Source organism: Pseudomonas brassicacearum (assembly GCF_003732225.1).
Taxonomy (GTDB): domain Bacteria; phylum Pseudomonadota; class Gammaproteobacteria; order Pseudomonadales; family Pseudomonadaceae; genus Aquipseudomonas; species Aquipseudomonas brassicacearum_E.
Genome location: NZ_MOBJ01000012.1, coordinates 107,738 through 133,942, shown reverse-complemented (window position 1 = coordinate 133,942; position 26,205 = coordinate 107,738). Strand labels below are relative to the sequence as shown.

23 protein-coding genes and 1 pseudogene are annotated in these 26,205 nt (G+C 59.8%); 12 read left to right on the top strand and 12 right to left on the bottom strand.

Annotated elements, in window-relative coordinates; genetic code table 11:
* Window positions 1-247 precede the first annotated feature (247 nt).
* From BK659_RS18990 to BK659_RS18960, 7 genes and pseudogenes are all read right to left on the bottom strand, one after another.
* Window positions 248-819, bottom strand: a pseudogene (locus BK659_RS18990) (GNAT family N-acetyltransferase).
* 21 nt (window positions 820-840) lie between these two features.
* Window positions 841-1,611, bottom strand: a complete 771-nt coding sequence (gene etfB / locus BK659_RS18985) for an electron transfer flavoprotein subunit beta (RefSeq protein WP_123426512.1) — start codon at window positions 1,609-1,611, stop codon at window positions 841-843.
* A 16-nt stretch (window positions 1,612-1,627) separates the two neighbouring features.
* Complete coding sequence (gene etfA / locus BK659_RS18980) at window positions 1,628-2,848, bottom strand: electron transfer flavoprotein subunit alpha (protein WP_123426511.1); 1,221 nt, start codon at window positions 2,846-2,848, stop codon at window positions 1,628-1,630.
* Window positions 2,848-4,797 carry a dimethylglycine demethylation protein DgcB gene (dgcB, locus tag BK659_RS18975; RefSeq protein ID WP_123426510.1) on the bottom strand — a complete coding sequence of 650 codons (1,950 nt, stop codon included), beginning with the start codon at window positions 4,795-4,797 and terminating at the stop codon, window positions 2,848-2,850. Before dgcB ends, etfA begins: the two co-directional genes overlap by 1 nt.
* Window positions 4,798-4,965: 168 nt before the next feature.
* A complete protein-coding gene (gene dgcA, locus BK659_RS18970; RefSeq protein ID WP_123426509.1) occupies window positions 4,966-7,026 on the bottom strand; it encodes a dimethylglycine demethylation protein DgcA in 2,061 nt (686 codons plus the stop codon).
* Between the two features lie 15 nt (window positions 7,027-7,041).
* Window positions 7,042-7,572 carry a DUF5943 domain-containing protein gene (locus tag BK659_RS18965; RefSeq protein ID WP_007947752.1) on the bottom strand — a complete coding sequence of 177 codons (531 nt, stop codon included), beginning with the start codon at window positions 7,570-7,572 and terminating at the stop codon, window positions 7,042-7,044.
* 161 nt (window positions 7,573-7,733) lie between these two features.
* Window positions 7,734-8,711 carry a dipeptidase gene (locus tag BK659_RS18960; RefSeq protein WP_123426508.1) on the bottom strand — a complete coding sequence of 326 codons (978 nt, stop codon included), beginning with the start codon at window positions 8,709-8,711 and terminating at the stop codon, window positions 7,734-7,736.
* Window positions 8,712-8,960: 249 nt separating this feature from the next.
* Between BK659_RS18960 and BK659_RS18950 the strand changes: the two genes are divergently transcribed.
* Window positions 8,961-9,362 (top strand): lysozyme inhibitor LprI family protein, encoded by a 402-nt coding sequence (locus BK659_RS18950; RefSeq protein ID WP_123426506.1) that lies wholly within the window; start codon window positions 8,961-8,963, stop codon window positions 9,360-9,362.
* Window positions 9,363-9,366: 4 nt separating this feature from the next.
* Here BK659_RS18950 and BK659_RS18945 read toward each other — a convergent pair whose 3' ends face one another.
* Window positions 9,367-10,605: a type II toxin-antitoxin system HipA family toxin gene (locus BK659_RS18945; protein WP_123426505.1), complete on the bottom strand. Its 1,239-nt coding sequence runs from the start codon at window positions 10,603-10,605 to the stop codon at window positions 9,367-9,369.
* A 60-nt stretch (window positions 10,606-10,665) separates the two neighbouring features.
* Here BK659_RS18945 and BK659_RS27785 point away from each other — a divergent pair, with 60 nt between their 5' ends.
* A complete protein-coding gene (locus BK659_RS27785; protein WP_185015409.1) occupies window positions 10,666-10,878 on the top strand; it encodes a hypothetical protein in 213 nt (70 codons plus the stop codon).
* A 287-nt stretch (window positions 10,879-11,165) separates the two neighbouring features.
* Window positions 11,166-11,582, top strand: coding sequence for a DUF3010 family protein (locus BK659_RS18935; RefSeq protein ID WP_123426503.1), 417 nt, complete (start codon window positions 11,166-11,168; stop codon window positions 11,580-11,582).
* Between the two features lie 9 nt (window positions 11,583-11,591).
* Here BK659_RS18935 and BK659_RS18930 read toward each other — a convergent pair whose 3' ends face one another.
* Together BK659_RS18930 and BK659_RS18925 are read right to left on the bottom strand one after the other, a co-directional pair.
* A complete protein-coding gene (locus BK659_RS18930; protein WP_123426502.1) occupies window positions 11,592-12,773 on the bottom strand; it encodes an ATP-binding protein in 1,182 nt (393 codons plus the stop codon).
* 68 nt (window positions 12,774-12,841) lie between these two features.
* Window positions 12,842-13,801 carry a GlxA family transcriptional regulator gene (locus tag BK659_RS18925; protein ID WP_123426501.1) on the bottom strand — a complete coding sequence of 320 codons (960 nt, stop codon included), beginning with the start codon at window positions 13,799-13,801 and terminating at the stop codon, window positions 12,842-12,844.
* A gap of 193 nt (window positions 13,802-13,994) precedes the next feature.
* Between BK659_RS18925 and choX the strand changes: the two genes are divergently transcribed.
* The 6 genes from choX (at window position 13,995) to BK659_RS18895 (ending at window position 19,469) form a co-directional block, all read left to right on the top strand.
* Window positions 13,995-14,939, top strand: coding sequence for a choline ABC transporter substrate-binding protein (choX, locus tag BK659_RS18920; protein ID WP_123426500.1), 945 nt, complete (start codon window positions 13,995-13,997; stop codon window positions 14,937-14,939).
* Between the two features lie 86 nt (window positions 14,940-15,025).
* Complete coding sequence (cdhC, locus tag BK659_RS18915; protein ID WP_123426499.1) at window positions 15,026-15,913, top strand: 3-dehydrocarnitine:acetyl-CoA trimethylamine transferase CdhC; 888 nt, start codon at window positions 15,026-15,028, stop codon at window positions 15,911-15,913.
* Between the two features lie 143 nt (window positions 15,914-16,056).
* Window positions 16,057-17,022: an L-carnitine dehydrogenase gene (locus BK659_RS18910; protein WP_103320268.1), complete on the top strand. Its 966-nt coding sequence runs from the start codon at window positions 16,057-16,059 to the stop codon at window positions 17,020-17,022.
* Between the two features lie 142 nt (window positions 17,023-17,164).
* Window positions 17,165-17,641 carry a thioesterase family protein gene (locus BK659_RS18905; RefSeq protein ID WP_123426498.1) on the top strand — a complete coding sequence of 159 codons (477 nt, stop codon included), beginning with the start codon at window positions 17,165-17,167 and terminating at the stop codon, window positions 17,639-17,641.
* A 21-nt stretch (window positions 17,642-17,662) separates the two neighbouring features.
* A complete protein-coding gene (locus BK659_RS18900) occupies window positions 17,663-18,826 on the top strand; it encodes a gamma-butyrobetaine dioxygenase (protein ID WP_123426497.1) in 1,164 nt (387 codons plus the stop codon).
* A 379-nt stretch (window positions 18,827-19,205) separates the two neighbouring features.
* Window positions 19,206-19,469, top strand: a complete 264-nt coding sequence (locus BK659_RS18895; protein WP_123426496.1) for a hypothetical protein — start codon at window positions 19,206-19,208, stop codon at window positions 19,467-19,469.
* Between the two features lie 111 nt (window positions 19,470-19,580).
* Here BK659_RS18895 and gbdR read toward each other — a convergent pair whose 3' ends face one another.
* Entirely contained in the window at window positions 19,581-20,684 is a 1,104-nt protein-coding gene (gbdR, locus tag BK659_RS18890) for a choline metabolism transcriptional regulator GbdR (protein ID WP_054594388.1), read from the bottom strand.
* A gap of 525 nt (window positions 20,685-21,209) precedes the next feature.
* A complete protein-coding gene (locus BK659_RS18885) occupies window positions 21,210-22,586 on the bottom strand; it encodes an L-serine ammonia-lyase (protein WP_123426495.1) in 1,377 nt (458 codons plus the stop codon).
* A gap of 430 nt (window positions 22,587-23,016) precedes the next feature.
* On the opposite strand from BK659_RS18885, the gene BK659_RS18880 reads away from it, so the two are divergent.
* The 3 genes from BK659_RS18880 (at window position 23,017) to choV (ending at window position 26,054) form a co-directional block, all read left to right on the top strand.
* Complete coding sequence (locus BK659_RS18880) at window positions 23,017-23,967, top strand: choline ABC transporter substrate-binding protein (RefSeq protein ID WP_123426494.1); 951 nt, start codon at window positions 23,017-23,019, stop codon at window positions 23,965-23,967.
* A gap of 66 nt (window positions 23,968-24,033) precedes the next feature.
* On the top strand, window positions 24,034-24,879 hold the full coding sequence (choW, locus tag BK659_RS18875; protein ID WP_123426562.1) for a choline ABC transporter permease subunit: 846 nt from the start codon (window positions 24,034-24,036) through the stop codon (window positions 24,877-24,879).
* Complete coding sequence (gene choV / locus BK659_RS18870) at window positions 24,876-26,054, top strand: choline ABC transporter ATP-binding protein (RefSeq protein ID WP_123426493.1); 1,179 nt, start codon at window positions 24,876-24,878, stop codon at window positions 26,052-26,054. Before choW ends, choV begins: the two co-directional genes overlap by 4 nt.
* The last annotated feature ends 151 nt before the right edge of the window (window positions 26,055-26,205 follow it).

Here is a 26,205-nt window from a genome sequence, read left to right as displayed (position 1 = left end):
AAAAAAGCTCGAAAAACAACGAGTCAGGCTGGTTGTTTTTCGTACAAAGGCTTACAGGGCTTGATGCGCATGGGGTGCAGCGAGGGGTGAACATGTTATCCACAGAAGCGCTAACAGGGATTGTGGGTAAATGCATAACAACTGTGGGAGCGAGCTTGCTCGCGAAGACGGACTGACATTCAAAATTGATGTTGACTGATCCACCGCTTTCGCGAGCAAGCTCGCTCCCACAGGGATTTTCTTATGCTTAAGGCCGATACATCAAATAGGCTTCACCCGTGACCCGAATCATCGGGTGGGGTGTGATCTGGCAGGTATCGACGACACGGAAACCATGTCGCTCATAAAACCGACGGGCGCCGGTGTTCGCCGCATAGTCGATCAGGCTCAAGCCATTGAGCCCCAGCTGGTTGGCACGGTCGTAAGCGTAGGCGAGGAATTGTTGGCCCAAGCCCTGATTGCGCCAGCCTTCATGCAGCGCCAGGCTCGAAATATAGAGGGTGTCGGGGATTTCCATCCTGGCATACGGCGCCAGGACCGGATCGGTGACCGGAGCTGCCAGCGGATCGGATCGTATCGCATCGCGTAGCTGTGCAGCATGCCGATGACCTTCCCCTCCGCCTGCGCGATCACGCAGTTTTGATAGGAGAAATCGACGTCTTCACGGGCGTAGCGACTGGCACCGGCATCCAGCAGGTCCTGGCCGGGCTGCGCCAGCTGGCTCCAGATGTAATCCGCGGTACCTTCTGATGAAATCTGAAACAAGCGAGCAATCTCCCGCGCATCCGTGCGCAGGGCCGAACGAAATTCAACTGCCATTTACCGGGCTCCACAGGACCGTTAGCGAACCACGCCTTCTTCAATCAGCAACTTGAGAATCGCTTCAGCCCCGGCCTCGGCACTCACCCCTTTGAGCACCTGCCCACCGCCGCCGCTGGCCTTGGCCGTTGCGGCTTTCATCCGGTCGGCGCCGCTCTTGGCCTTGATCACTTTCAAGCGTTTTGGCCGTGGCTTGGCCGGTTGCAACGTTGCAACCGCGAGCAATTCATCGTCGATAATCTCAACGTCTTCCGCGTGCAACACGCCGCGCCGGGCCGGGCCGAAGGCGCTTTGCCGTGGCTTGGGCGCCGCGTTATCCACAGTGGCGAGAAACGGCAGGCGCACTTTCAAACGTCGACGCTGGCCACGGGGCAAGGCTTGCAGCACCAGGGCCGAATTGCCGTCGATGGATTCGACCTGCGCCAGCCCGACCACCAACGGCCAGCCCAGGCTTTCCGCCAGCAGGAACGGCAACATGCCCGAGCCTTCACCGGTTTCCGCCTGACTGCCGGTCAGCACGACCTGCGCGCCGGCATCGCGTAAATAAGCGGTCAACGCTGGCAGCGCATCGGCGCCCTGAGGTTGTTCCAGCACATGCAGCTGTTCCAGGCCCATGCCCAGATAAGCGCGCAGCGCAGGCTCCTCGACATCACCGGCATGCAGCACTTGCAGGTTATCCCCAGCCAGTTGCAGACCGAGTTCAACCGCCCGCGCATCCTGCTCGGCGCGGCGTGGCCGGCCCGAGGTCGGGTGGGCGCCGATGGACACCAGGCTGATGACATTAGTACTCATAATCCAAGTCCTTTCCTTAAGCCGCATCGCGCTTGGCGTCGTTGCGGTAAGCCTCTACCGCCGCGATCAAGGCCTGAAGAATCTCCGCGCTTTCACCAATCACCGACAGGTCGGCGCGCTTGATCATGTCGCAGCCAGGGTCAAGATTGATCGCCACCACCTTGTCGCAGGCACCGATGCCTTGCAGGTGCTGGATCGCCCCGGAAATCCCCACCGCCACGTAAACCCGTGCGGTGACCCAGGTGCCACTGGCGCCGACCTGACGGTCGCGGGCCATGAAGCCGTCGTCCACCGCCACTCGCGATGCGCCTTCGGTAGCGCCGAGGGCGGCTGCGGTCCTGTGGAAAAGTCCCCAGTCCTTGACCCCGTTGCCACCCGAGAAGATGAACTCGGCTTCGGCCATGGGAATGGCTGCCGGATCGACTGCTACCGCGCCCAGGTCTTCGATTCGCGACAGGCTGCGTGCAACCGTTGTGGATAACTCCACCGGCAACGCTTCGTGACGGGTTTCGCTGACCGGCTCGGCGCATTCCACCGCCGCCAGAATCAACCGTGCGACAGGACGCGCCAAGTCTTGCAGACCTGCACCGGCGCGGCCGATGCACTCTTGATCCTTGACCTGCCAGACCCGCGTGGCCGGGCGCTCGCCGAGTGCCGCGGCAAAGCGCCGACCCAGTTCACCGCCACCGCTGCGGCTGTCTGGCAGCAGCCAGTGACGTGGATTGAACTGGTTATCCACAGCCCGCAGACCCTGCACCCGTTGTTCCGGTGCATAACCATTGAATGCTTCGCCATCGAGCACCAGCAGGCGGTCGACACCTGCGGTGGCGAAGGTGTTTTCCTTGTGTTCACCAAAGACCACCGCCAGCACGGCGCCGTCCTTGCCGGCCAGCTGATGGGCCAGGCCCAGCAGGTCACGGTCATGGCTACTCAAACGGCCGCCGACCATGTCCGGCACCACGCTGATGTAGAAGGCAGGTGCAGCCACCTGATGCAGCGGGAGTTGCACTTCAACGGCTGCCGTACGTTTGGTCGCCCCGCCCTGCTGTACACCACTGCGGTCAATCCGCTTGATGCCATTGGGGCCGATGAAACCGATACCGTGAGGGTTCTTGCGAATGATCCCGTTGGGGCCCATCCAGCTATGTTCCACCGGTTGCATGGCGGCGTGCAGCGGATGCAGGCGGTTACGGGCGATCCATTCGGCGCGCGGATCGCGGCGGATAATGTCGCTCATCAGTGGGCCTCCGCAGGTTGACGTTTGATCGGTGCCGGTGACTTGCTCGGCGCCGCGTCTTCGAGCAGCGCATCGGCCACCAGTTCGGCGATGTCCTTGATCAGCGGTCGTGGTTCAACCACGCCTTCGAGCATCGCGGTGCACTGTGGACAACCCACGGCTACCAGTTCGGCACCGGTTTCGCGGATGTCGTCCATGCGCATGTCAGGGATCCGTTGCTTGCCCGGAATGTCAGTGATCGGCGCACCACCGCCACCGCCGCAGCAGCGCGAGCGGAAACCGGAGCGTTGCATTTCCTTGACCTCGATCCCCAGCGCTCGCAGCACCTGGCGTGGCGCCTCGTATTCGCCGTTGTAGCGACCGAGGTAGCACGGGTCGTGATAGGTCACGCTGTTGCCTTTGTGCTGGCCAAGATTGAGCGCGCCAGCGTCGATGATTTCCGCCATGTAGGTGCTGTGGTGCTGCACCAGGTAGTTGCCATCGAAGGCGCCGTATTCGTTCTTCAGCACGTGGAAGCTGTGCGGATCGCAGGTGACGATGCGGTTGAAGCTGTATTTGGCCAGGGTCTGGATATTGCGTTTGGCCAACAGCTGGAAGGTCGCTTCGTCGCCCAGACGCCGGGCCACGTCACCGCTGTCACGCTCTTCAAGACCGAGCACGGCAAAGTCGACTTTCGCGGCTTTCAGCACTTTGACGAAGGCGCGCAAGGTGCGCTGGTTGCGCATGTCGAAAGCACCATCGCCGACCCAGAACAGCACGTCGGTGGATTTCTTCTCGCTGAGCAGCGTCAGGTTCAGGTCTGCCGCCCAGTTCATCCGCCCGCCCGGCGCAAAACCGCCCGGGTTGTCGGTGGCGATCAGGTTTTCGAGGACTTCAGCGCCCTTGTTCGGGGTCGCACCTTTTTCCAGGGTCAGATGGCGGCGCATGTCGACGATGGCGTCAACGTGCTCGATCATCATCGGGCATTCTTCAACACAGGCACGGCAGGTGGTGCAGGACCACAGGGTTTCAGCGTCGACCAGACCGTTGACGATCGGTTGATGCGGATTGCCCGCGTGTTCGCCAATTGCTTTGCCGGGATAAGGGCTGCCGGCGAATTTGGCATCGGTGCCGCCCGCCAGGCCGACGACCATGTCCTGAATCAGTTTTTTCGGGTTCAGCGGCTGGCCAGCGGCGAACGCCGGGCACGCGGCTTCGCATTTACCGCACTGCACGCAGGCGTCGAAGCCGAGCAGTTGGTTCCAGGTAAAATCCTTGGGTTTTTCCACACCCAAGGGGGCTTGCGGATCGTTCAGGTCAAGCGGTTTAAGACCCGTAGAACGACCACCACCAAAACGTTCGGCGCGACGGTGCCAGGCCAGGTGCAAGGCACCGGCGAAGGCGTGCTTCATCGGCCCGCCCCAGGTCATGCCGAGAAACAATTCGGATACGCCCCACAGCACGCCAACACCGAGGATCGCCGCCAACAGCCAGCCGCCGAAGTTTTCCGGAAGGATGCCCGCCACCGGCAAGGTCACCAGGAAGAACGACGCCGAGAATGCCAGCAAGCTTTTCGGCAGGCGCATCCACGGACCTTTGGATAAACGGGCCGGCGGGTTGCGCCGACGCAGGTAAACAAAGATCGCACCGACGAACATCACTGCCGTCATCAGCAACAGTGCATAACCGAGGAAGCGGTTATGCAGGCCAAAACCGTGAACCAGAATCGCCAGCACGATGGACGCCACGGCACCACCCGCCGTGGCGACGTGGGTGTTGGCGATGTATTTGTCCCGCGCCACCACGTGGTGCAGATCGACCATGTAGCGTTTGGGCATGGCCAGCAGGCCGCCGATCAGATCGACCTTGGACGCACGGCCCCGGCGCCACATAGCCACCCGCCGCAGCGCGCCCAGGACAGCCAGGCCCAGGGCAGCGAACAGCAGGATGGGAAGAAGGGTGTTTAGCATGGTGGAGCTCCCAAAGACCTCGGGGTCTTGCAGGCTTAACTACCTGGATGCCTTGCTCGATTCCTGTGGGAGCGAGCTTGCTCGCGATTCAGGCGACGCGGTGCATCAGAGGCTCCGCGTCATCGTTCATCGCGAGCAAGCTCGCTCCCACAGGGGATCCACAAGCTCTTAGAAATCCTTGCACAGCCGCAGTGCGTCGTAGATCGCCGCGTGCGTGTTGCGCTGGGCCACGCAGTCGCCGATGCGGAACAGCAAGTAGCCGTCACCCGTCTGGCTCAACGATGGCTGAGGCTTGATCGCGAACAGGGCTTCGATGTCCATCTGGCCTTTGTTGCGCGAGCCTTCCTTCAGCGCGTAGTAGATTTCTTCGTCCGGCCGCACGCCGTTCTCGACCACGACCTGATCGACCACCCGCTCCTCTTTGGCGCCGGTGTATTCGTTCTCGAGCACCGCCACCAGCTTGTCGCCTTCGCGGTAGACCTTCTCCAGCATCATGTCCCCGGTCATGATCACTTCTTTCGGGTACATGCTGCGGTAGTAAGTCGGGAACGATGTGCCGCCAATCGCCACACCCGGCTTGATGTCGTCGGTGACGATCTCGACCTGGCTGCCCTTGTCGGCGAGGAAGTCCGCCGTCGACATCCCGGTGAACTCGCAAATGGTGTCGTAGACCAATACGTTTTTGCCCGGTGCAACCTTGCCGTCGAGGATGTCCCAGCTGCTGACCACCAGGCCTTCAGCCGCACCCCAGTGTTCGTTCTGCTCAAGGAACGGATGACCGCCAACGGCGAGCACCACCACGTCCGGACGCAGGTCGAGAATGGTCGCTGCATCGGCTGCCACGCCCAGGCGCAGGTCGACTTTCAAACGCGCCAGTTCCAGCTGGAACCAACGGGTGATACCGGCGATCTGGTCCCGCTGCGGAGCTTTCGAGGCGGTAGTGATCTGCCCGCCGATGAATTCTTTCTTCTCGAACAGGGTCACGTCGTGGCCACGTTCGGCCGACACGCGTGCAGCTTCCATCCCGGCAGGGCCGGCACCGACGACCACGACTTTGCGTTTGACACCGGTCGACTTCTCGATGATGTGCGGCACGCCCATGTATTCACGGGAAGTCGCGGCGTTCTGAATGCACAAAACGTCCAGACCCTGGTACTGACGGTCGATGCAGTAGTTGGCGCCAACACACTGTTTGATCTGGTCGACCTGGCCCATTTTGATTTTGGCGATCAGGTGCGGATCAGCGATGTGCGCGCGGGTCATGCCGACCATGTCGACGTAACCACCTTCCAGAATACGTGTCGCCTGGTTCGGGTCCTTGATGTTCTGCGCGTGCAGCACCGGGGCCTTGACCACTTCCTTGATACCGGCCGCCAAATGCAGGAACGGCTCCGGTGGATAACTCATGTTGGGAATAACGTTGGCCAGGGTGTTGTGGGTATCGCACCCCGAGCCCACGACGCCGATGAAGTCGATCATGCCGGTGTCGTCGTAGTACTTGGCGATCTGCTTCATGTCCTCATGGCTCAGGCCATCAGGGTGGAATTCGTCACCGCAGATACGGATGCCGACGCAGAAGTCCGGACCGACTTCCTTACGCACAGCCTTGATCACTTCCAGGCCGAAACGCATGCGGTTCTCGAAGCTGCCGCCCCATTCGTCGGTACGTTTGTTGACTCGCGGGCTCCAGAACTGGTCGATCATGTGCTGGTGCACCGCCGACAGTTCAACGCCGTCCAGGCCACCGGCCTTGGCGCGTGCGGCGGCGCTGGCGTAGTTGCCGATCACCCGCCAGATTTCTTCCGGCTCGATGGTTTTGCAGGTCGCGCGGTGCACCGGTTCACGGATGCCCGACGGCGACAGCAGGGTCGGCCAATGATCGCCATCCCAACGCGAGCGACGGCCCATGTGGGTAATCTGAATCATGATCTTGGCGCCATGCTTGTGCATGGCATCGGCCAGATTCTGGAAGTGCGGAATGATCCGGTCGTCGGCCAGGTTGACCGACTTCCACCAGCCTTGCGGGCTGTCGATGGCCACGCTGGAGGAACCGCCGCAAATCGCCAGGCCGATCCCGCCCTTGGCTTTCTCTTCGTAATACTTCACGTACCGATCGGTGGTCATTCCGCCGTCGGTGGCGTAAACCTCGGCATGCGCGGTGCTGAGCACGCGGTTGCGGATGGTCAGTTTGCCGATTTGAATCGGCTGGAACATTGCTTCGAAAGCCATGGCAGGATCCTCGACTTACAACGGCTTGACGGTGAACAAGCCGTCGTCGTGGCCTTCTTCGGAGCCACCGTAAACCTGTTCGGCGACGGTGCGAATCTTGCTGCCGCGCGCTTGCAGAATCTGATCCATGGCACCGGCAAACCAGCCAGTGAACATGTAGTCGACCTTGCGTCCGACCTTGCCGTAGACGTAGACGAACGCCGAGTGCTCGAGCTTGACGCTGGCAGTGCCTTTGTCGAGGTCGATGTCCTGGATCTTGAACAGGCCCCAGCCACGTTGCGACAGGCGCTTCATGTAGTGCTCGAACACCGCAACGCCTTCCAGGCCGTGGCATTCAGCTTCTTTTTCACACCAGTGCCAGGCAGATTTGTAGCCGGCCTTGTAGAGGATCTCGGCATAGGCCTCAGCCCCCAGCACTTCCTCGATGCCCATGTGGTTGTTGACGAAGAAGTGACGCGGTACATACAGCATCGGCAGGGCGTCGGAGGTCCAGACACCGGTTTCGCTGTCGACTTCGATTGGCAATTGCGGGGCGATCTTGGCCATGGGTAAAACTCCAGAATTCGATTTATTGAGGCGATGTGTAGCAGCTGCCGAGCCTGCGAGGCTGCGTTGGGCTGCGAAGCGGCCCCCAGGGCGGTCCTGCGGACCGCAACGCAGCCTCGTACCTCGGCAGCTGCTACAGGAATCGTTGTTTGTAAGTAGGCTTATTCGCCCCAGACGTCTTTCAAGACGTTGACCCAGTTTTCGCCCATGATCTTGCGCACTACGCGCTCGGAATGGCCGCGCTTGAGCAGTGTCTCGGTCAGGTTCGGGAACTCGCCCACGGTGCGGATGCCCAGCGGGTTGATGATCTTGCCGAAGCTGGTCAGACGACGGGCGTAGCCCTTGTCGTGGGTCAGCATTTCGAAGAAATCCTGGCCATGACCCTGGGTGAAGTCGGTGCCGATACCGATCGCGTCTTCACCGACGATGTTCATGGTGTATTCGATGGCTTCGGCGTAGTCGTCGATGGTCGAGTCGATGCCTTTGGCGAGGAACGGCGCGAACATGGTCACGCCGACAAAGCCGCCGTGGTCGGCAATGAACTTCAGTTCTTCATCGGACTTGTTGCGCGGGTGCTCTTTGAGACCCGATGGCAGGCAGTGGGAGTAGCACACCGGCTTTTTCGATTCGAGAATGACTTCTTCAGACGTCTTGGAGCCGACGTGCGACAGGTCGCACATGATGCCGGCGCGGTTCATTTCCGCGACGATTTCACGACCAAAACCGGACAGCCCGCCATCACGCTCGTAGCAACCGGTGCCCACCAGGTTCTGGGTGTTGTAGCACATCTGTACCACGCCAACCCCGAGCTGCTTGAAGATCTCGACGTAGCCGATCTGGTCCTCAAAAGCATGGGCGTTCTGGAAGCCGAAGATGATCCCGGTCTTGCCCTGTTCTTTGGCGAGACGGATGTCGGCAGTGGTCTTGACCGGAATCACCAGGTCGCTGTTCTCACGAATCAGCTTCTGGCTCGCGGCGATATTGTTGATGGTCGCCTGGAACCCCTCCCACACCGAAACGGTGCAGTTGGCCGCGGTCAGACCGCCCTTGCGCATGTCTTCGAACAGCTCACGGTTCCACTTGGCAATGATCAGCCCGTCGATAACGATGCTGTCGGCGTGCAATTCGGCTGGGCTCATCAGGCTGTCCCCTTGTTAGCGATTCATGCGCCGAATCGTCTGCCGGCGCTTTGGGGTCAGCATATGCTTGAGGGACGGGGCAGCCGGGTGCAAAAACGACAGGGGAATTGCCGAAAGCGTCAATACGCGACAAAGGGTCTCACTGCGGGCTATTTGCCCAGCTGTTCTTTCCCCGGTAGTTGGGCCAGAATTCGCCGCATTACTGAATGTTTCACCGGAAGCTTTACTGGAATAAGGGGCGGCGGCGCAATGAAATCGATCTTCCTGGCTTTGGCACTGATAGCGACCGGCGTACAGGCGGCTGAAGAAGCCGACAACAACCCGTGCGACGCGGTCGAAAACGACGTCCAGACTCTGGAATGTTCGGCCTACAGCAAAACCACCGCCGAACAGCTGCTCAAGGACAATTTCCAGGCGCTACTGGAGCGGATGAAAACCAAATACGCGAACAACAAGGCGCAGTTGGCAGACATCACCGGCAAACTCCAGACCGCCGAACAGCTCTGGATGAAATCGCGGGATGCCGATTGCGCGATTGCGCCGTTCCCCGCGACAGTGGGCAGCAAGGCCTACACCATTGACCTGAACGATTGCCTGGCGAGCAAAAGCGACGAGCGGTCGGAGTTTTTGGAGTCGATCGGCCAGGAATAAGACGCTAGAACGCATCCCATACCGATGCGAGCGTTATCAACAACTTCTGGCTTTGCGCCTTGTCGATATCCAACTCGGCGCAATAGGCAGTCCAGTTGGCAAAGGCATCCAGCGTCTGCTCGATGTAATGCCCAGGCCTGAGGAAACTGAAGGCCTTACAGACCTCGACAATTGCCTTGCGCGAGGGATTGCCTCTCCCTGCGAATGCCGTGGTGTGTTCATTGCCTCGCCCGCCCGTGCTGGAAAACGTCAGGTCGTAGGCCGGTGCCATTTTCCACCCGGCCAGCCCACCAAAGAACGAGAAGTTTTTGGCGTGATCGTCACGATTGTGGGCCAGGGCATTGAAGACCATCAATCGGGCCATTTTCTCTACCTCGACCGCATCCTTGGTCATCGCCCAGGTCGCCCGCAACAAATCCGCGTAATCAAGGCTGGGTGCCCGAAAGTCTGCATACAGAATGGCCGAAGCGGTCAGCATGTGGCGCTTGGCATCTGCTTCACGGTCAAAACGTCTGGTCGCGAAAAACCGCTCGGTCCCCTTGGCGGTTTCGACCTGGAACAGCTGTGATTCGGATATCTCGACTCCCGCTGCGCGCGCCAATCGCGCATAAACCTGCTCAATGGCACCGCTGTCCCGGTGTTCGTCTTCGTTGCGGAACTTGATCAGCCAATGCTCATATCCCTCAGGCATTTCAGCGAATGACGACACCGCACGACGCTTGTCCGGGGATAACCCGATCACCGCCTTGGGTCGTGCCCCGCCCGGTGAACCGCCGGCCAGGCGCAAGGACGTGATGACCTCATCGGTGCTGCCGGACAGTATCGTCTGCGACGCTTCATAGAGGGCCGCCAGATCAAGGTCTTCCGAAGTCTCTATGGTTTCAAACATCGGCACGTATTCCAGCGCGCCCATACTCCGGTCACCCATGTAAGCCAGGCGATCCAGCGGGCCGATGGCATGGCGCTCAGCGCTCAACTCGCTTCGAAAAAAGCGATCCATGAGCAGCAAACCCCAGCCGTCCGGCAACGAATCGCTAAAGGCCCCATGCAAGCCGCTGAACAGTTGCAGGTCGGCCGCCTTCTGGGGATTCACCGAGAAATCCATGTGAAACGGGGCAAGGTTGAACCCACTTGCCAACCAACCCGGGTCATAGGAGAAAAACAGGCCCTGGCGAGGAATCGCGACCAGTTCGCCGACTCTTGTCCCCTGAAGCCTGACGCTGAGCGCGGTGACTGATTTCATGGTCGACCTCGAGACCTGCCGTAGTTTTTAAGCTCCTGAAGACTCAGGGACGGTGGCGAAATGAACAAACCGGTCAGGGGCTCTTCCACCCCAAGGCAAACAGCGATCAGCAACAAGCCGTCGAGGGAAATTTTCCCGGTGGTTTCAAAGCGTTTGATATTCGACTCAGGCACGCCTGACTTCAAGGCGAGCGCTCGACGTGAAAAATTCTTGCTCAGCCTCAGCCTCTTGGCGTTTTCGGCGATCTGCAGCGCGATCTCGCCGGGCGAGTAAAGGACATGGGTAAGGGCCATGATTCGACCTCAAGGTGAATGCTGGCAAGTGTAGCAGCGGAATGGCGTGACAAAAAATAATGGACAACATATGGCCAAAAAATGACAAAAAATCTGTTTAACGGACAATATATTGTCTTTTATATATAAACATTTCATCCCCGCCACCTCACTGGATACCCAGCCGAACCGCACGTATCCTGCAATCGTTAGCCCGCCAGCTTTGACCGCTTGCGCCAGGTGCGCGACCATCACCCGCCACTCCACGCATTCCTCCAAGGCGAGTCCATGAAAATCTGCGGCATCGAAATCAAAGGCAGCGAAGCGATCATCGCCGTCGCCTCTCTCGACAATCAGGCGCTGACTCACGTCGCACTGAACACCAAGAAAATCGCCCTCGACGACGATGACGAAGCCGCCAACGTCAAAGCCTTCGCCGCACAGGTCAGCGCGTTTGTCCGCGACAACGGCATCGAGCGTATTGCGATCAGGAAACGCAGCAAAAAAGGCGAGTTCGCCGGCGGCCCGACCACCTTCAAGATCGAAGGGGTTTTCCAGTTGCTGGAAAACTGCGACGTCACCCTGCTCTCGCCGCAGACCATCAACGCGCAGAACAAAAAACACGATTTCGCCCTGCCGCCGACACTGAACAAATATCAGCATGAGGCATACAAAGCAGCGTGTTCGGGGTTGGTGAAGCAGTAGGTTTCAGGTTTACTGAGCCTTCTGGGCGCGATAGTGCTTGAGCCAGTCGGCAAACGACTTGTCCTCAAGCGCATAAGCGCCGCGATTCGATTTCCAGACCAGCTCCTTTTCACGCAGAGCATCAATGCACGCCTGAATAGTCTGGGTGCCCGGCACTACCTCACTGCCCATCGTTTCCAGCGCTTTTGCCACCGCGACCAACGTCGCGTCGGTGAAAGGCGCAAAGGGTTCGTTGCTCTGCGAACGCTCGACCATCACCTCCAGCACTGCACGCTGTGCAACGGTCAGGGCATTCCAGGCGCTTTCAAACTCGGTCCACACGCCGGCACGCAACAATTCGGCGCTGCTTCGTAGCAATTGGCTCAGATTACTTGCTTCGCCCAGCTCCAGAGCCACCTCACCAATAATGGTCCGGAGCATTTCAGGACGGCGCCCGACTAATTCGAAAGCCTCGTCGATGTCTTCGGCGACAAACTGGTTGGTTTGCGCCAAATGGGCATTCAAGTGGACGGTGTAGGCTTGGGTGAACGCTTTGCTCAATAGCGGGAACGGAGTAATGCTGGAACCGTAGAAAGGCTGGTTTCGGCTCAGCACCAAGTGAGCCAGTTTGTCGCGATTGGACCCTGTGAACACCAGACGCAAACCACCGGCCCCTCCCTCGCGCCCTTGATTCAGCTGATCCCGGGCAGCTTTGAGCCCGAACATGGCGTTGACCCCCGCTTCAGAGCTCAACGCATGCTGGGCTTCGTCGATCACCAGCACAACGGTCTTGCCAGCAGCGTTGTGCAGTAGCTCCAGAGCTTGAGTCAGCGTCGCGCCTTCGGGCAATTGTGGCTTGCTGAAATCCCAGGACAGCGTACGCAGGAAACTGAGTTTCTCGACGCCCATCGACTTGGCCAGTTTGCGAATGCCCTTCTCATACGGTACCAACGCCCCCGCAATAGCGGCAGCGATCAGGTCGGCAGGGTCTTTTTCTCGGTTGGCCCAAAGATCGACGTAGACCGCCAACCAACCTCGGGATTCACATTCCGGTATCAGGTCTTCACGCAGAAAGGTACTTTTCCCGGTACGCCTTGGCGCGGCCAGAAACAGACCCGAGGTGTAATCCTGAATTCCGGCCCCCGTCAAACCATCGGCAATATTTTGAGCCAGGCTGGGTCGACGGAACACAAAACCGCTGCTTTTCGACATGGCTTTATACTCAATTATTAAAACGACTATAATTTATAGTCGAGAGTATAAATCACTATAAATGCCTGTCAAACCACCTCCCGCCCATCCCCCAACCGCCGGCGATCCTCCCGCGGGCAGCGGACAAACCGCGTCCGATAGCTGCGGGTGAAATACGACGGCGATTCAAACCCGCAGGCGATACTCACTTCCAGCACGCTCATATCAGTCTGGCGCAGCAGTTGTCGGGCTTTTTCCAGCCTTAACCCCAGGTAGAAGTTGCTCGGCGTATCGTTGAGGTGCAAGCGGAACAGGCGCTCAAGTTGACGTCGCGTCACCTTGATCGAATCCGCCAGCTCCAGGGTGCTGAGCGGCGGTTCGCTGTGCTGTTCCATCTCGCCAATCACCTGCACCAGTTTCTTGTTGCTGATGCCGTAGCGCGTGGCGATCTGCATGCGTTGGTGGTCTTTGCGCGGGCGAATGCGCCCGAGCACGAACTGTTCGCTGACCTGGATCGCCAGTTCCGGGCCGTGGGCCTGGGCGATCAGGTCGAGCATCAAGTCGATGGACGCAGTGCCGCCGGCCGAAGTGATGCGGCGGCGGTCGATTTCGAAGAGCTCCTGGGTGACGCTGAGCTGTGGATAAGACTCCTTGAAAGCATCGATGGCTTCCCAGTGCAGCGTCACACGGTGGCCGTCGAGCAAACCCGCTTCGGCAAGGACAAAACTACCTGTGTCGATACCGCCGAGGGTCACGCCGTCATGATCGAGGCGGCGCAGCCAGTGTTCCAGTGTCGGGTTGACGAATTTCAGCGGTTCGAAACCGGCGACCACCAGCAAGGTCGCACCCTTTTTCAGCGGTTCCAGCGCCGCATCGGCGTTGAGCGACATGCCGTTGCTCGCCAATACCGGGCCGCCGTCGGCGCTCAGCACATGCCAGCGGTACAGCTCGCCACGAAAACGGTTGGCCACCCGCAGCGGTTCGATCGCCGAGATGAAACCGATGGCCGAGAAACCCGGCATCAACAAAAAGTAGAAATCCTGGGACATGGAACGCACTCGGATGGCGGGCAGCGTGTGGACGTTGATACGCCACTTGCAAGCGACAGACAAGAGCACAGGTCGCTGCAGTGCAAGAGCTGGTCGCCGCTGTGCGTTTTCTGCCATGTTCAGCTGCGTAACGTGACATCACCGGCACGACAGATGCCGGACCCCACAATAATGACCTGCCGAGGATCCCACCATGAAACGACTGATCAGCAGCTGCGTTCTCGCACTCAGTGGTACCGCTTTCTTGAGTTCCGGCGCGATGGCTGCCGACCCCGCCGCGTGCCAGAACGTGCGCATGGGTGTGGTGAACTGGACCGACGTGATCGCCACCAGCGCCATGACCCAGGTTCTGCTCGATGGCCTCGGCTACAAGACCAAACAAACCAGCGCATCCCAGCAAATTATCTTCGCCGGCATCCGCGACCAGCGCCTGGACATGTTCCTCGGCTACTGGAACCCGTTGATGACCCAGACCATCACCCCGTTTGTCGCCGGCAAACAGGTGACCGTCCTCAGTGAGCCGAGCCTCAAAGATGCCCGCGCCACCCTCGCCGTGCCGACTTACTTGGCTGACAGGGGCCTGAAAACCTTCGCCGACATTGCCAAGTTCGAAAAAGAACTGGGCGGCAAGATCTACGGCATCGAGCCAGGTTCGGGCGCCAACACCCAGATCAAGGAAATGATCGCCAAGAACCAGTTCGGCCTGGGCAAGTTCCAGCTGGTCGAATCCAGTGAAGCCGGCATGCTCGCGGCGGTGGATCGCGCCGTGCGACGCAACGAAGCCGTGGTGTTCTTCGGCTGGGCACCGCACCCGATGAACGTCAACGTGAAAATGACCTACCTCACCGGCAGCCAGGACGCCCTGGGCCCGAACGAAGGCTCGGCCACCGTCTGGACCGTGACCGCCCCGAACTACGCCAGCCAGTGCCCGAACGTCAGCCGCTTGCTCAGCAACCTGACCTTCACCGCCGAAGACGAGAGCCGGATGATGCAACCGTTGCTCGACCACAAAGACGCCTTCGAGTCGGCCAAGCAGTGGCTCAAGGATCATCCGCAAGACAAGCAGCGCTGGCTTGAAGGCGTGACCACGTTCGACGGCAAACCGGCCGCCCAGAACCTGCAACTGACCAGTCAATAACATCGAAATGAACCCCTCTTCGCAGCCGGTTTCGGCTGCGAGCGGGCCCGCTACGCCAAAAAATCATGCCTGAAGGAAATCGCACCATGAACCACGACGTCATCATCACCTGCGCACTCACCGGTGCTGGCGACACGACCGCCAAGAGCCCACACGTGCCGGTCACCCCAAAACAGATCGCCGCCGCCGCGGTAGAAGCCGCCAAAGCCGGGGCCACCGTGGTCCACTGCCATGTGCGCAACCCAGAAACCGGCAAGTTCAGCCGTGACGTGGCGCTGTACCGCGAAGTGATGGAGCGCATTCGCGAAGCGGACGTCGACATCATCGTCAACCTGACTGCCGGCATGGGCGGCGACCTGGAAATCGGCGCTGGCGAGAACCCGATGGAGTTCGGCCCGAACACTGACCTGGTCGGCCCGCTGACCCGTCTGGCTCACGTCGAAGAGCTGCTGCCGGAAATCTGCACACTCGATTGCGGCACCCTGAACTTCGGCCACGGGGACACCATTTACGTCTCCACCCCGGCGCAACTGCGTGCTGGCGCCAAACGCATTCAAGAGCTGGGCGTGAAAGCCGAGCTGGAAATCTTCGACACCGGTCACCTGTGGTTCGCCAAACAGCTGATCAAGGAAGGCCTGCTCGACGACCCGCTGTTCCAGCTGTGCCTGGGCATCCCATGGGGCGCACCCGCTGACACCACCACCATGAAAGCCATGGTCGACAACCTGCCGGCCAATGCGGTCTGGGCCGGCTTCGGTATCGGCCGCATGCAAATGCCGATGGCAGCCCAAGCGGTGCTGCTGGGCGGCAACGTGCGGGTCGGGCTCGAAGACAACATCTGGCTGGATCGCGGCGTGCTGGCGACCAACGGCCAGCTGGTCGAACGCGCCAGCGAAATCCTCAGCCGCCTCGGCGCCCGCGTTCTGACCCCAGCCGAAGGCCGGGCGAAGATGGGCCTGACCAAGCGCGGTTAAACCAAACCACACCTATCCCCTGTGGGAGCGAGCTTGCTCGCGATGACGGTATTCCAGCCGCAGAAGATGCTTTGGATGTACCGACGCCATCGCGAGCAAGCTCGCTCCCACATTAGATCACCGACTTTCATTAGGACGTCACCATGAGCTTTATCACCGAAATCAAAACATTCGCCGCGCTGGGCAGTGGTGTCATCGGCAGCGGTTGGGTATCCCGCGCCCTCGCCCATGGCCTTGATGTGGTGGCCTGGGACCCGGCACCCGGTGCCGAAGCCGCTCTGCGCAAACGCGTCGCCAATGCATGGGGCGCGCTGGAGAAACAAGGCCTGGCACCTGGCGCTTCGCAGGATCGTCTGCGCTTTGTCGCGACCATCGAAGAGTGCGTGCGCGATGCCGACTTCATTCAGGAAAGCGCCCCGGAACGCCTTGAACTGAAGCTCGAACTGCACAGCAAAATCAGCGCGGCGGCCAAGCCCAACGCACTGATCGGCTCCAGCACCTCGGGGCTGTTGCCGAGCGAGTTCTACGAGGGTTCGACCCACCCGGAACGTTGCGTGGTCGGCCATCCGTTCAACCCGGTTTACCTGCTGCCCTTGGTGGAAGTGGTCGGCGGCAAGAACACCGCACCAGAAGCCGTACAGGCAGCGATGAAGGTCTACGAATCGCTGGGCATGCGCCCTCTGCATGTGCGCAAGGAAGTGCCGGGGTTTATCGCCGACCGTCTGCTCGAAGCGCTGTGGCGCGAGGCGCTGCACCTGGTCAACGACGGCGTGGCGACCACTGGCGAAATCGACGATGCAATTCGTTTTGGCGCCGGGCTGCGCTGGTCGTTCATGGGCACTTTCCTGACCTACACCCTGGCCGGTGGCGATGCCGGTATGCGGCACTTCATGGCGCAGTTCGGTCCAGCGCTGCAATTGCCGTGGACTTACCTGCCAGCCCCGGAGCTGACCGACAAACTGATCGACGACGTGGTCGACGGCACCAGCGATCAACTGGGCAAACACAGCATTTCGGCGCTGGAACGCTATCGTGATGATTGCCTGCTGGCGGTGCTGGAGGCGGTGAAGACCACCAAGGCCAAACACGGCATGACCTTTAGCGAATAACTCGCCAGCAGGTCCGCCCCCATCGCGAGCAAGCTCGCTCCCACAGGTGACCGCGTTCTATCAGAGGCATGCGGTTAAATGTGGGAGCGAGCTTGCTCGCGATAGCGTCAGTCCAGTCACCACCAACGTCGGAACACACATCATGCCAACCCTCACCACCTATCAAACCAAAATCATCCCCGACTGGGTCGACTACAACGGCCATCTGCGCGATGCGTTTTACCTGCTGATCTTCAGCTACGCTACCGATGCGCTGATGGATCAACTGGGCATGGACAGCAACAACCGCGAAGCCAGCGGCAACTCGTTGTTCACCCTCGAACTGCACCTCAACTACCTGCACGAAGTGAAGCTCGGCGCTGAGGTCGAGGTGCATACCCAGATCATTGGTCACGACCGCAAACGCCTGCACCTCTACCACAGCCTGCACCTGGTGGGCGGTGAAAAAGAGTTGGCGGGCAACGAGCAAATGCTGCTGCACGTCGATCTCGCAGGACCGCGTTCGGCACCATTCAGCGAACCAGTACTGAACAAACTGCTGGCCATGACCGCACTGCAATCGGACCTGCCCACACCGGCCTACATCGGCCGAGTGATCGCCCTCCCGCCGGAAAAATAACAATCAAAACAAGGAGCTCGCATGAACACCGCCGCCGCTGTTGCCGACTTCCGCAGTTACCCGCTAATCAGCGCATTGACCACCGTACAAACCCTGGCGGACCAGGTGCTGGTGACCTGGGCCGATGGCCGGGTCAGCCCCTTTCACCATCAATGGTTGCGCGACAACTGTCCGTGCCCGGTTTGCGTGTATACCGTGACCCGCGAACAGGTGCTGGAAATCGTCGATGTCGCTGAAGATCTGTGCCCCGCCATCGCCCAGGTCGATGCCGATGGCTGTCTGTCTATCGATTGGCAGGACGGTCATACCAGCCGCTTCGATCCTGGCTGGTTGCGCGCTCACGCCTATGACGATGAATCCCGGGCCGAGCGCAGCGCCGGTAAACCGAAAAGCCGGCTGTGGAACAGCCAACTGAAGCTGCCGGTGTTCGAGTATCAAGCCGTGATGGACGACCCCAAGGCCCTGCTGCAATGGCTTTTGGCGCTGCGCGATATCGGCCTGACCCAAGTGCGCGGCGTCCCCACCGAACCCGGCTCGCTGACGCACATCGCCAAGCGGATTTCGTTCATCCGCGAGAGCAATTTTGGCGTGCTGTTCAACGTGCAATCCAAGGCCGACGCCGACAGCAATGCTTACACCGCATTCAACCTGCCGCTGCACAGCGATCTGCCGACGCGCGAGTTGCAACCGGGGCTGCAATTTCTGCATTGCCTGGTCAACGACGCGGACGGTGGCGAGAGTATTTTTGTCGACGGTTTTGCGATTGCCGACGCCTTGCGCCAGGAAGACCCCGAAGCCTTCCGGGCGCTGTGCGAAATCCCTGTGGAGTTTCGCAACAAGGACCGCCACAGCGACTATCGTTGCCTGGCACCGATCATCGCCCTCGATACGCTGGGGCAAGTGTCGGAAATCCGCATGGCGAACTTTCTGCGGGGGCCGTTCGATGCGTCGGTCGAGCAGATGCCCAAGTTGTATCGGGCCTATCGACGGTTTATCGCCATGACCCGCGAAGCGCGTTTTCGGCTCATCACCCGCCTCAACCCCGGTGAAATGTGGTGCTTCGATAACCGCCGAACCCTGCACGCCCGTAACGCTTTCGACCCCACCAGCGGCGCCCGGCATTTCCAGGGCTGCTACATCGATCGCGATGAATTGTTGTCGCGCATTTTGGTGTTGCAACGCTAGACCGCGTCATCGTTCTTCGCGAGCAAGCTCGCTCCCACATGGGATCTGTGAACGACACGGAAACCTGTGGGAGCGAGCTTGCTCGCGATGGCGTCCGACCAGGCAATAGAACCCGACCTGACTCACAGACAAAAAAAAAGCCCCGATCAAGCCGTGACAGGATCGAGGCAGAATTTACTGTTGAGGAGCTGTTGCGCGAGGGTGACCAAACCTTCGTGAAGCCAGCTGAATCCAGTGTGCCCACTCCTCTCTCCCGCAAGTTAGCCGAAAACGACCTGTTCATAGGTATAGCGGCCATTGCGACAAATCGTCCTTGCCCCCACCCATCACCCCCACCAGAATCGAGCCACGACACCGTTCCCTGAAGAAGGATTGCGTCATGATGCACGCTGATTTGATTGACCAGGAAGACCTGTTGGGCCAGCTCAAGGCGCTTGGATTTGAAGTTCCGAGTGGGGCCACTGCAGAGCAGGCCTGTGAATGCGCGGTACGCGGTTTGAACGATGTGCGAGCCTCGACCCTGAGGACCATGGTCAAGCAGATGTACACCAGCAGCGCGACGATTCTGCCTGCTGTGCGCCAGGCGATAGACAAGCAACTGCTGCCAGCATTGGCGCAATACCAGCAGAGCCGTAGCGCCTGATAGATCCCATCGTCGGAACGCCGCCCGGAGCAAGCTCGCTCCCACACTGGTTCTGTGAACGACACAAAACCAATGTGGGAGCGAGCTTGCTCGCGATGAAGGCGCTGCGGTTTAGAGCCTTACACTGGCAAATGTCGACTCGTTACGCGCCTGACTCAACGCCGACATCGGCCCGGACAACGGTGCCAGCACCAGGGCCTGCGGGATCGGCATCATTGCCACCTGTTGGGTGGTGTTGGAGCCGACACGTTCGTCACGCGGTGGAATGCCGAAGTATTCGCGGTAGCACTTGGAGAAGTGCGGGGTCGACACGAAGCCGCAAACCGAGGCCACTTCGATGATCGACATCGGCGTTTGCTTGAGCAATTGCCGGGCACGAATCAGGCGCAGCTTGAGGTAGTAACGCGACGGCGAGCAGTGCAGGTATTTCTGGAACAGCCGCTCCAGCTGACGACGTGACACGGCGACATACACCGCCAGTTCATCGAGGTCGATCGGCTCTTCAAGATTGGCTTCCATCAGCGCGACGATTTCCTGCAACTTCGGCTGATTGGTGCCCAGCATGTGTTTGAGCGGCACGCGCTGGTGATCCTGTTCGTTACGAATGCGCTCGTAGACAAACATTTCCGAAATCGCCGCCGACAGTTCACGGCCATGATCGCGGCTGATCAGGTGCAGCATCATGTCCAATGGCGCGGTGCCGCCGGAGCTGGTGAAACGGTTACGGTCAAGGGTGAACAGGCGAGTGCTCATGGCCACACGCGGGAAGGCTTCCTGCATCGAGGCCAGACACTCCCAGTGCACGCTGCAATCGAAACCGTCCAGCAGACCTGCGCAGGCCAAGGCCCAGCTGCCGGTGCAGACGGCGCCGAGACGACGCGACTGACGGGCCTGGCTTTGCAGCCACGACACGTGTTCACGGGTAACCGTGCGTTGAATGCCGATGCCGCCGCAGACAATCACGGTGTCCAGGGGCGGGGCTTTGTGCATGGAGGCGTCGGGGGTGATTTGCAGGCCGTCACTGGCCCAGACCTGGCCGCCATCGACGGTGAGGGTGCTCCAGCGATACAGCTCGCGACCGGACAATTGGTTGGCCATGCGCAGGGGTTCTACTGCGGAGGCCAGAGAAATCAGCGTGAAATTGTCCAGCAGCAAAAAGCCGATGGATTGAGGCGCACGGTTCTGGGGTTGAGCCCCGGAGTTGAACGACGTCATCGCGGTATCTCCTCACACAAAGCGGGTGATGGCCTCAGGCGGAGGCTCTTGTTATGGCCATCGTTCTCTTGCGTGAGACGGGGCTTTGTTATGACAGAGCAATTGCCATGCCTAAAATTGAATGCGCATTCAATAACTCCTGAAAACGACGTCGCGATGTGTCTATATGTGTCTGCAGAGCTCAGTCGATGAGTCAGGGTTATCTGGCGGGCAGGCGCCCTGCCCCGCGGGGTGTGAGCAAATCGGTAGCACTTTTGGGAAGCGCATCAAAAGTGCCGGGAAAGAGTGTCACCCCAGGCACAGGTGACGAGCGGTCGAAGCCCTGAATGACGTCCGACCGTCGGGGGTATTTGTTGCCTGATTGCGACGCGCTAAAAGGTGGCGCTTATTTGGACCGGTGTTCACTTAGCGCGCAGATTTGACTGGTCAAACGCTATCGCGAGCAAGCTCGCTCCCACATTGGATTTGTGAACGACGCAGAACCAGTGTGGGAGCGAGCTTGCTCGCGATGAGGTCTACTCGGTGTCAGCACTCAACCGCGCTGACCGCCAACCCGCCGCGCGATGTCTCTTTATATTTGTCATGCATGTCGGCCCCGGTATCGCGCATGGTGCGGATCACCCGGTCCAGCGAAATGAAGTGCTGGCCGTCACCGCGCAAGGCCATTTGCGCCGCATTGATAGCCTTCACCGCGGCGATGGCGTTGCGCTCGATGCATGGCACCTGCACCAGCCCGCCAACCGGGTCGCACGTCAGGCCGAGGTTGTGCTCCAGACCGATTTCCGCCGCGTTGCACAGCTGCTCCGGCGTCGCGCCAAGAATCTCCGCCAACCCGGCCGCCGCCATGGCGCAGGCCGAACCGACTTCGCCCTGGCAGCCGACTTCGGCGCCGGAAATCGAGGCGTTCTTTTTACACAGAATCCCGACCGCCGCCGCACCGAGGAAATAGTCGACGACATTGGCGTCCGTCACCACCTCACTGAATTTCATAAAGTAGTGCAACACCGCCGGAATGATCCCGGCCGCGCCGTTGGTCGGTGCCGTAACCATCCGCCCGCCGGCCGCGTTTTCTTCGTTGACCGCGAGGGCGAACAGGTTGACCCACTCCATGGCACTCAAGGTCGAGCCGATCACGTTAGGCTTGTTCAACTCTTGCAGGCTGCGATGCAACTTGGCGGCGCGACGGCGAACGTTCAGACCACCAGGCAGGATGCCTTCGTGCTTGAGGCCCTGCTCGACGCAATCCTGCATGGCACGCCAGAGTTTCATCAGACCGCCGCGGATTTCTTCTTCCGAACGCCAGACCTTCTCGTTCGCCATCATCAACTCGGCGACACGCAGTTTGTGTTTCTGGCACAGGGCAAGCAGCTCCGCCGCGCTGGAAAAATCGTAAGGCAACACGGTGCGGTCCAGATCGACCACGCCGCTTGAGGCCTGTGCCTCGTCAACGACAAAACCGCCGCCGACTGAATAGTAGGTGTCGCGATGCAGCTCACCGTGCTCACCTTCAGCCACCAGGGTCATCGCATTGGGATGGAATGGCAGGTTCTCATCGATCAGGCGCATGTCACGCGCCCAGATGAAGGGCACCGGCAAGCGACCGTCGAGCAACAGCGTGTGGGTTTCACGCAAGGTGTCGATGCGAACGCCGATTTGCGACGGGTCGATCGCGTCCGGCCATTCGCCCATCAGACCCATGATCACCGCGTTGTCGCTGCCGTGACCGATACCAGTGGCCGACAACGAACCGAACAGCTGGACTTCGATCCGGTGCACCTGTTCCAGCAGCACCTTCTCGCGTAGCGCTTCGACGAACAACGCCGCGGCGCGCATCGGCCCGACGGTGTGCGAGCTAGAGGGGCCAATGCCGATTTTGAACAGGTCGAAAACACTGATAGCCATGACGTGCGAGACTCCTCGGTGAGCATATTCCAGACGCCAAAACGCCCGGTGGCGGAGCTGCTACGCTCAAGCGGCAACCCTTTGATCTGACCGCATCATCAGGCTTTTGCGATGTCGCTCGACGTCTCACACCGACGTACCCATGCCCACCAACGCCGCCGGCCGCAGACGGCACGTTTTGGCCGTTTTTTTACGGTTCAGAGGACTAAAAAGCGCTGAATAAAGCTGTAAACGACCTCACCGACACTGGATGCGACCATCCCTGTACTGGATACGACGCACCCTGTAGGCGTCAGAATTTCACTGGTCCATGATCAGTCTCGACTCGATTGCACGGCGCCGTGGTAGAGCAGTCTTCACACGCCGACCAACCGCAACACACATAAGTGCGGTCAGAACACCGCCCAAAAAAACACTCAGGAGTCCACCCATGAAAATAGGTTCCCCGTCGTTGTTGTTGGCCGCCATGCTGAGTCTGCCGCTTCTGGCTCACGCCACAGAACCGGCACAGTGCAGCACCGTAAACTTCTCCGATGTCGGCTGGACCGACATCACCGCTACAACGGCGACCACCAGCGTCGTGCTCGACGCGTTGGGCTACAAGACCAAGACCACCATGATTTCCGTGCCGGTGACCTACAAGTCCCTGGCCGACGGCAAGAACATGGACGTGTTCCTCGGCAACTGGATGCCGACCATGGAAAACGACATCAAGGCCTACCGCGATGCGGGCACCGTGGAAACCGTGCGCACCAACCTCAAAGGCGCCAAGTACACCCTGGCGGTGCCACAAGCGCTTTACGACAAAGGTCTGCATGACTTCGCCGATATAACCAAATTCAAGAAAGAACTCGACGGCAAAATCTATGGCATCGAGCCGGGTAACGATGGCAACCGCCTGATCCAGAGTATGATCGACAAGAACGCCTTCGGTCTCAAAGACGCCGGTTTCAAGGTGGTTGAGTCCAGTGAGGCCGGCATGCTCTCGCAAGTCGACCGTGCTCAGAAGCGTGATACCGCAGTGGTGTTCCTGGGCTGGGCACCGCACCCGATGAACAAGCGCTTCAAGATCCAGTACCTCACCGGTGGCGACGATTATTTCGGCCCGGATTTCGGTGCGGCAACCGTCCTGACCAACACCCGCAAGGGCTACACCCAGGAATGCAGCAACGTTGGCCAGTTGCTGAAGAATCTGGAGTTCACCGTCGACATGGAAAGCTCGCTGATGGGCAACATCCTGGACGACAAGATGAAGCCTGAAGCGGCCGCCAAGGCCTGGCTGAAAAAGAATCCAAAGGTACTTGATACCTGGCTCGCTGGCGTGACCACCATTGACGGTAAACCAGGCCTGGAAGCCGTGAAAGCCAAGCTTGCACAGTAATTGTTGATGCCGGGCGAGTTCGCTCGCCCGGGCTGTTTTTTTCCTTGCATGCGGACGTTCACTACCATGCTGATTGATCAGAAAATCCCTTTAGGCCAGTACATCGCTGCCTTCGTAGAATGGCTGACGAAACACGGCGCCAGCACATTCGATGCGATCGCCACGACACTGGAAACGATGATCCACGGCGTGACGTTTGCGCTGACCTGGTTCAACCCGCTGGCACTGATCGGATTGATCGCCTTGCTAGCCCACTTCATTCAACGCAAATGGGGCCTGACCGCTTTCGTCATCGCCTCCTTCCTGCTGATCCTCAACCTGGGTTACTGGCAGGAAACCATGGAAACCCTCGCCCAGGTGCTATTCGCCACCTTCGTCTGCGTGATAATAGGCGTGCCGTTGGGCATCGTCGCCGCGCACAAACCGATGTTCTACACGCTGATGCGTCCGGTGCTCGATCTGATGCAGACCGTACCGACGTTCGTGTACCTCATTCCTACCCTGACCCTGTTCGGTCTGGGTGTGGTCCCGGGTCTGATTTCAACGGTAGTGTTTGCGATTGCCGCGCCTATCCGTCTGACCTACCTGGGCATCCGCGATGTGCCGCAAGAACTGATGGACGCCGGCAAGGCCTTTGGCTGCTCGCGCCGCCAGCTGCTCTCGCGTATTGAACTGCCCCACGCGATGCCGAGCATCGCAGCCGGTATCACCCAGTGCATCATGCTGTCGTTGTCGATGGTGGTGATCGCGGCACTGGTGGGCGCCGATGGCCTGGGCAAACCCGTGGTCAACGCACTGAACACTGCTGATATCGCCCTGGGCTTCGAAGCCGGGCTGGCGATCGTACTGCTGGCGATCATGCTCGACCGTATCTGCAAACAACCCGACGCAAAAGTAGGGGGTGACGCATGAGCATAATCCGCTTCGATCAGGTCGACGTGGTCTTCTCCAAGGACCCGCGTGAAGCCCTGAAACTGCTCGACCAGGGCATGACCCGTGACCAGATCCTGAAAAAAACCGGGCAAATCGTTGGTGTTGAAAAAGCCAGCCTGGACATCGAGAAAGGCGAAATCTGTGTACTGATGGGCCTTTCCGGCTCCGGCAAATCCAGCCTGCTGCGCTGCATCAACGGCTTGAACACGGTCAGCCGTGGCAAGCTGTTCGTCGAGCATGAAGGCCGGCAGATTGACATCGCCTCTTGCACCCCGGCAGAACTGAAAATGATGCGTACCAAGCGCATCGCCATGGTGTTCCAGAAGTTCGCCCTGATGCCTTGGCTGACGGTGCGCGAGAACATCAGCTTCGGCCTCGAAATGCAGGGTCGTCCCGAGAAGGAACGCCACAAACTAGTCGACGAGAAGCTCGAACTGGTCGGCCTGTCCCAATGGCGTAACAAGAAACCCGACGAACTCTCTGGCGGCATGCAGCAACGTGTGGGTCTGGCCCGCGCGCTGGCAATGGACGCCGACATTCTGCTGATGGACGAACCCTTCTCGGCCCTCGACCCGTTGATTCGCCAAGGCCTGCAAGACGAACTGCTGGAACTGCAACGCAAGCTGCACAAGACCATCGTGTTTGTGAGCCACGACCTCGATGAAGCGCTGAAGCTTGGCAGCCGTATCGCGATCATGAAAGACGGCCGGATCATCCAGTACAGCAAGCCGGAAGAAATTGTCCTCAACCCGGCCGATGACTATGTGCGGACCTTCGTGGCGCACACCAATCCGCTGAACGTACTGTGCGGTCGCAGCCTGATGCGCACGCTGGACAACTGCAAACGCATCAACGGCTCCGTATGCCTGGATCCGGGCGGCGACTCCTGGCTGGACCTGGCCGAAGGCAACACCATCAAGGGCGCACGCCAGAACGGCGCGAGCCTGGACCTGCAGAACTGGGTACCGGGGCAAGCAGTTGAAGGCCTGGGCCGTCGACCAACGCTGGTGGACTCGAACATCGGCATGCGCGACGCGTTGCAGATTCGTTATCAGACCGGCAACAAGCTGGTGCTGCACGACAACAACCATGTGGTGGGGATTCTCGGCGACAGCGAGCTGTACCACGCGCTGCTCGGCAAGAACCTGGGGTAAGACAGCAGACACGAAAACGCCGCGAGGATCGCGGCGTTTTTGTTAGTACGCAGAACCTGTGGGAGCGAGCTTGCTCGCGATGGCGGTGGGTCAGTCAACATTGATGCTGACTGTTATGCCCTCATCGCGAGCAAGCTCGCTCCCACAATGG

Coding starts and splice junctions, on each gene's coding strand:
- etfB (WP_123426512.1), bottom strand. CDS start 1,611: ATGAGTACTAATGTCATCAGCCTGGTGTCCATCGGCGCCCACCCGACC.
- etfA (WP_123426511.1), bottom strand. CDS start 2,848: ATGAGCGACATTATCCGCCGCGATCCGCGCGCCGAATGGATCGCCCGT.
- dgcB (WP_123426510.1), bottom strand. CDS start 4,797: ATGCTAAACACCCTTCTTCCCATCCTGCTGTTCGCTGCCCTGGGCCTG.
- dgcA (WP_123426509.1), bottom strand. CDS start 7,026: ATGGCTTTCGAAGCAATGTTCCAGCCGATTCAAATCGGCAAACTGACC.
- BK659_RS18965 (WP_007947752.1), bottom strand. CDS start 7,572: ATGGCCAAGATCGCCCCGCAATTGCCAATCGAAGTCGACAGCGAAACC.
- BK659_RS18960 (WP_123426508.1), bottom strand. CDS start 8,711: ATGAGCCCAGCCGAATTGCACGCCGACAGCATCGTTATCGACGGGCTG.
- BK659_RS18950 (WP_123426506.1), top strand. CDS start 8,961: ATGAAATCGATCTTCCTGGCTTTGGCACTGATAGCGACCGGCGTACAG.
- BK659_RS18945 (WP_123426505.1), bottom strand. CDS start 10,605: ATGAAATCAGTCACCGCGCTCAGCGTCAGGCTTCAGGGGACAAGAGTC.
- BK659_RS27785 (WP_185015409.1), top strand. CDS start 10,666: ATGAACAAACCGGTCAGGGGCTCTTCCACCCCAAGGCAAACAGCGATC.
- BK659_RS18935 (WP_123426503.1), top strand. CDS start 11,166: ATGAAAATCTGCGGCATCGAAATCAAAGGCAGCGAAGCGATCATCGCC.
- BK659_RS18930 (WP_123426502.1), bottom strand. CDS start 12,773: ATGTCGAAAAGCAGCGGTTTTGTGTTCCGTCGACCCAGCCTGGCTCAA.
- BK659_RS18925 (WP_123426501.1), bottom strand. CDS start 13,801: ATGTCCCAGGATTTCTACTTTTTGTTGATGCCGGGTTTCTCGGCCATC.
- choX (WP_123426500.1), top strand. CDS start 13,995: ATGAAACGACTGATCAGCAGCTGCGTTCTCGCACTCAGTGGTACCGCT.
- cdhC (WP_123426499.1), top strand. CDS start 15,026: ATGAACCACGACGTCATCATCACCTGCGCACTCACCGGTGCTGGCGAC.
- BK659_RS18910 (WP_103320268.1), top strand. CDS start 16,057: ATGAGCTTTATCACCGAAATCAAAACATTCGCCGCGCTGGGCAGTGGT.
- BK659_RS18905 (WP_123426498.1), top strand. CDS start 17,165: ATGCCAACCCTCACCACCTATCAAACCAAAATCATCCCCGACTGGGTC.
- BK659_RS18900 (WP_123426497.1), top strand. CDS start 17,663: ATGAACACCGCCGCCGCTGTTGCCGACTTCCGCAGTTACCCGCTAATC.
- BK659_RS18895 (WP_123426496.1), top strand. CDS start 19,206: ATGATGCACGCTGATTTGATTGACCAGGAAGACCTGTTGGGCCAGCTC.
- gbdR (WP_054594388.1), bottom strand. CDS start 20,684: ATGACGTCGTTCAACTCCGGGGCTCAACCCCAGAACCGTGCGCCTCAA.
- BK659_RS18885 (WP_123426495.1), bottom strand. CDS start 22,586: ATGGCTATCAGTGTTTTCGACCTGTTCAAAATCGGCATTGGCCCCTCT.
- BK659_RS18880 (WP_123426494.1), top strand. CDS start 23,017: ATGAAAATAGGTTCCCCGTCGTTGTTGTTGGCCGCCATGCTGAGTCTG.
- choW (WP_123426562.1), top strand. CDS start 24,034: ATGCTGATTGATCAGAAAATCCCTTTAGGCCAGTACATCGCTGCCTTC.
- choV (WP_123426493.1), top strand. CDS start 24,876: ATGAGCATAATCCGCTTCGATCAGGTCGACGTGGTCTTCTCCAAGGAC.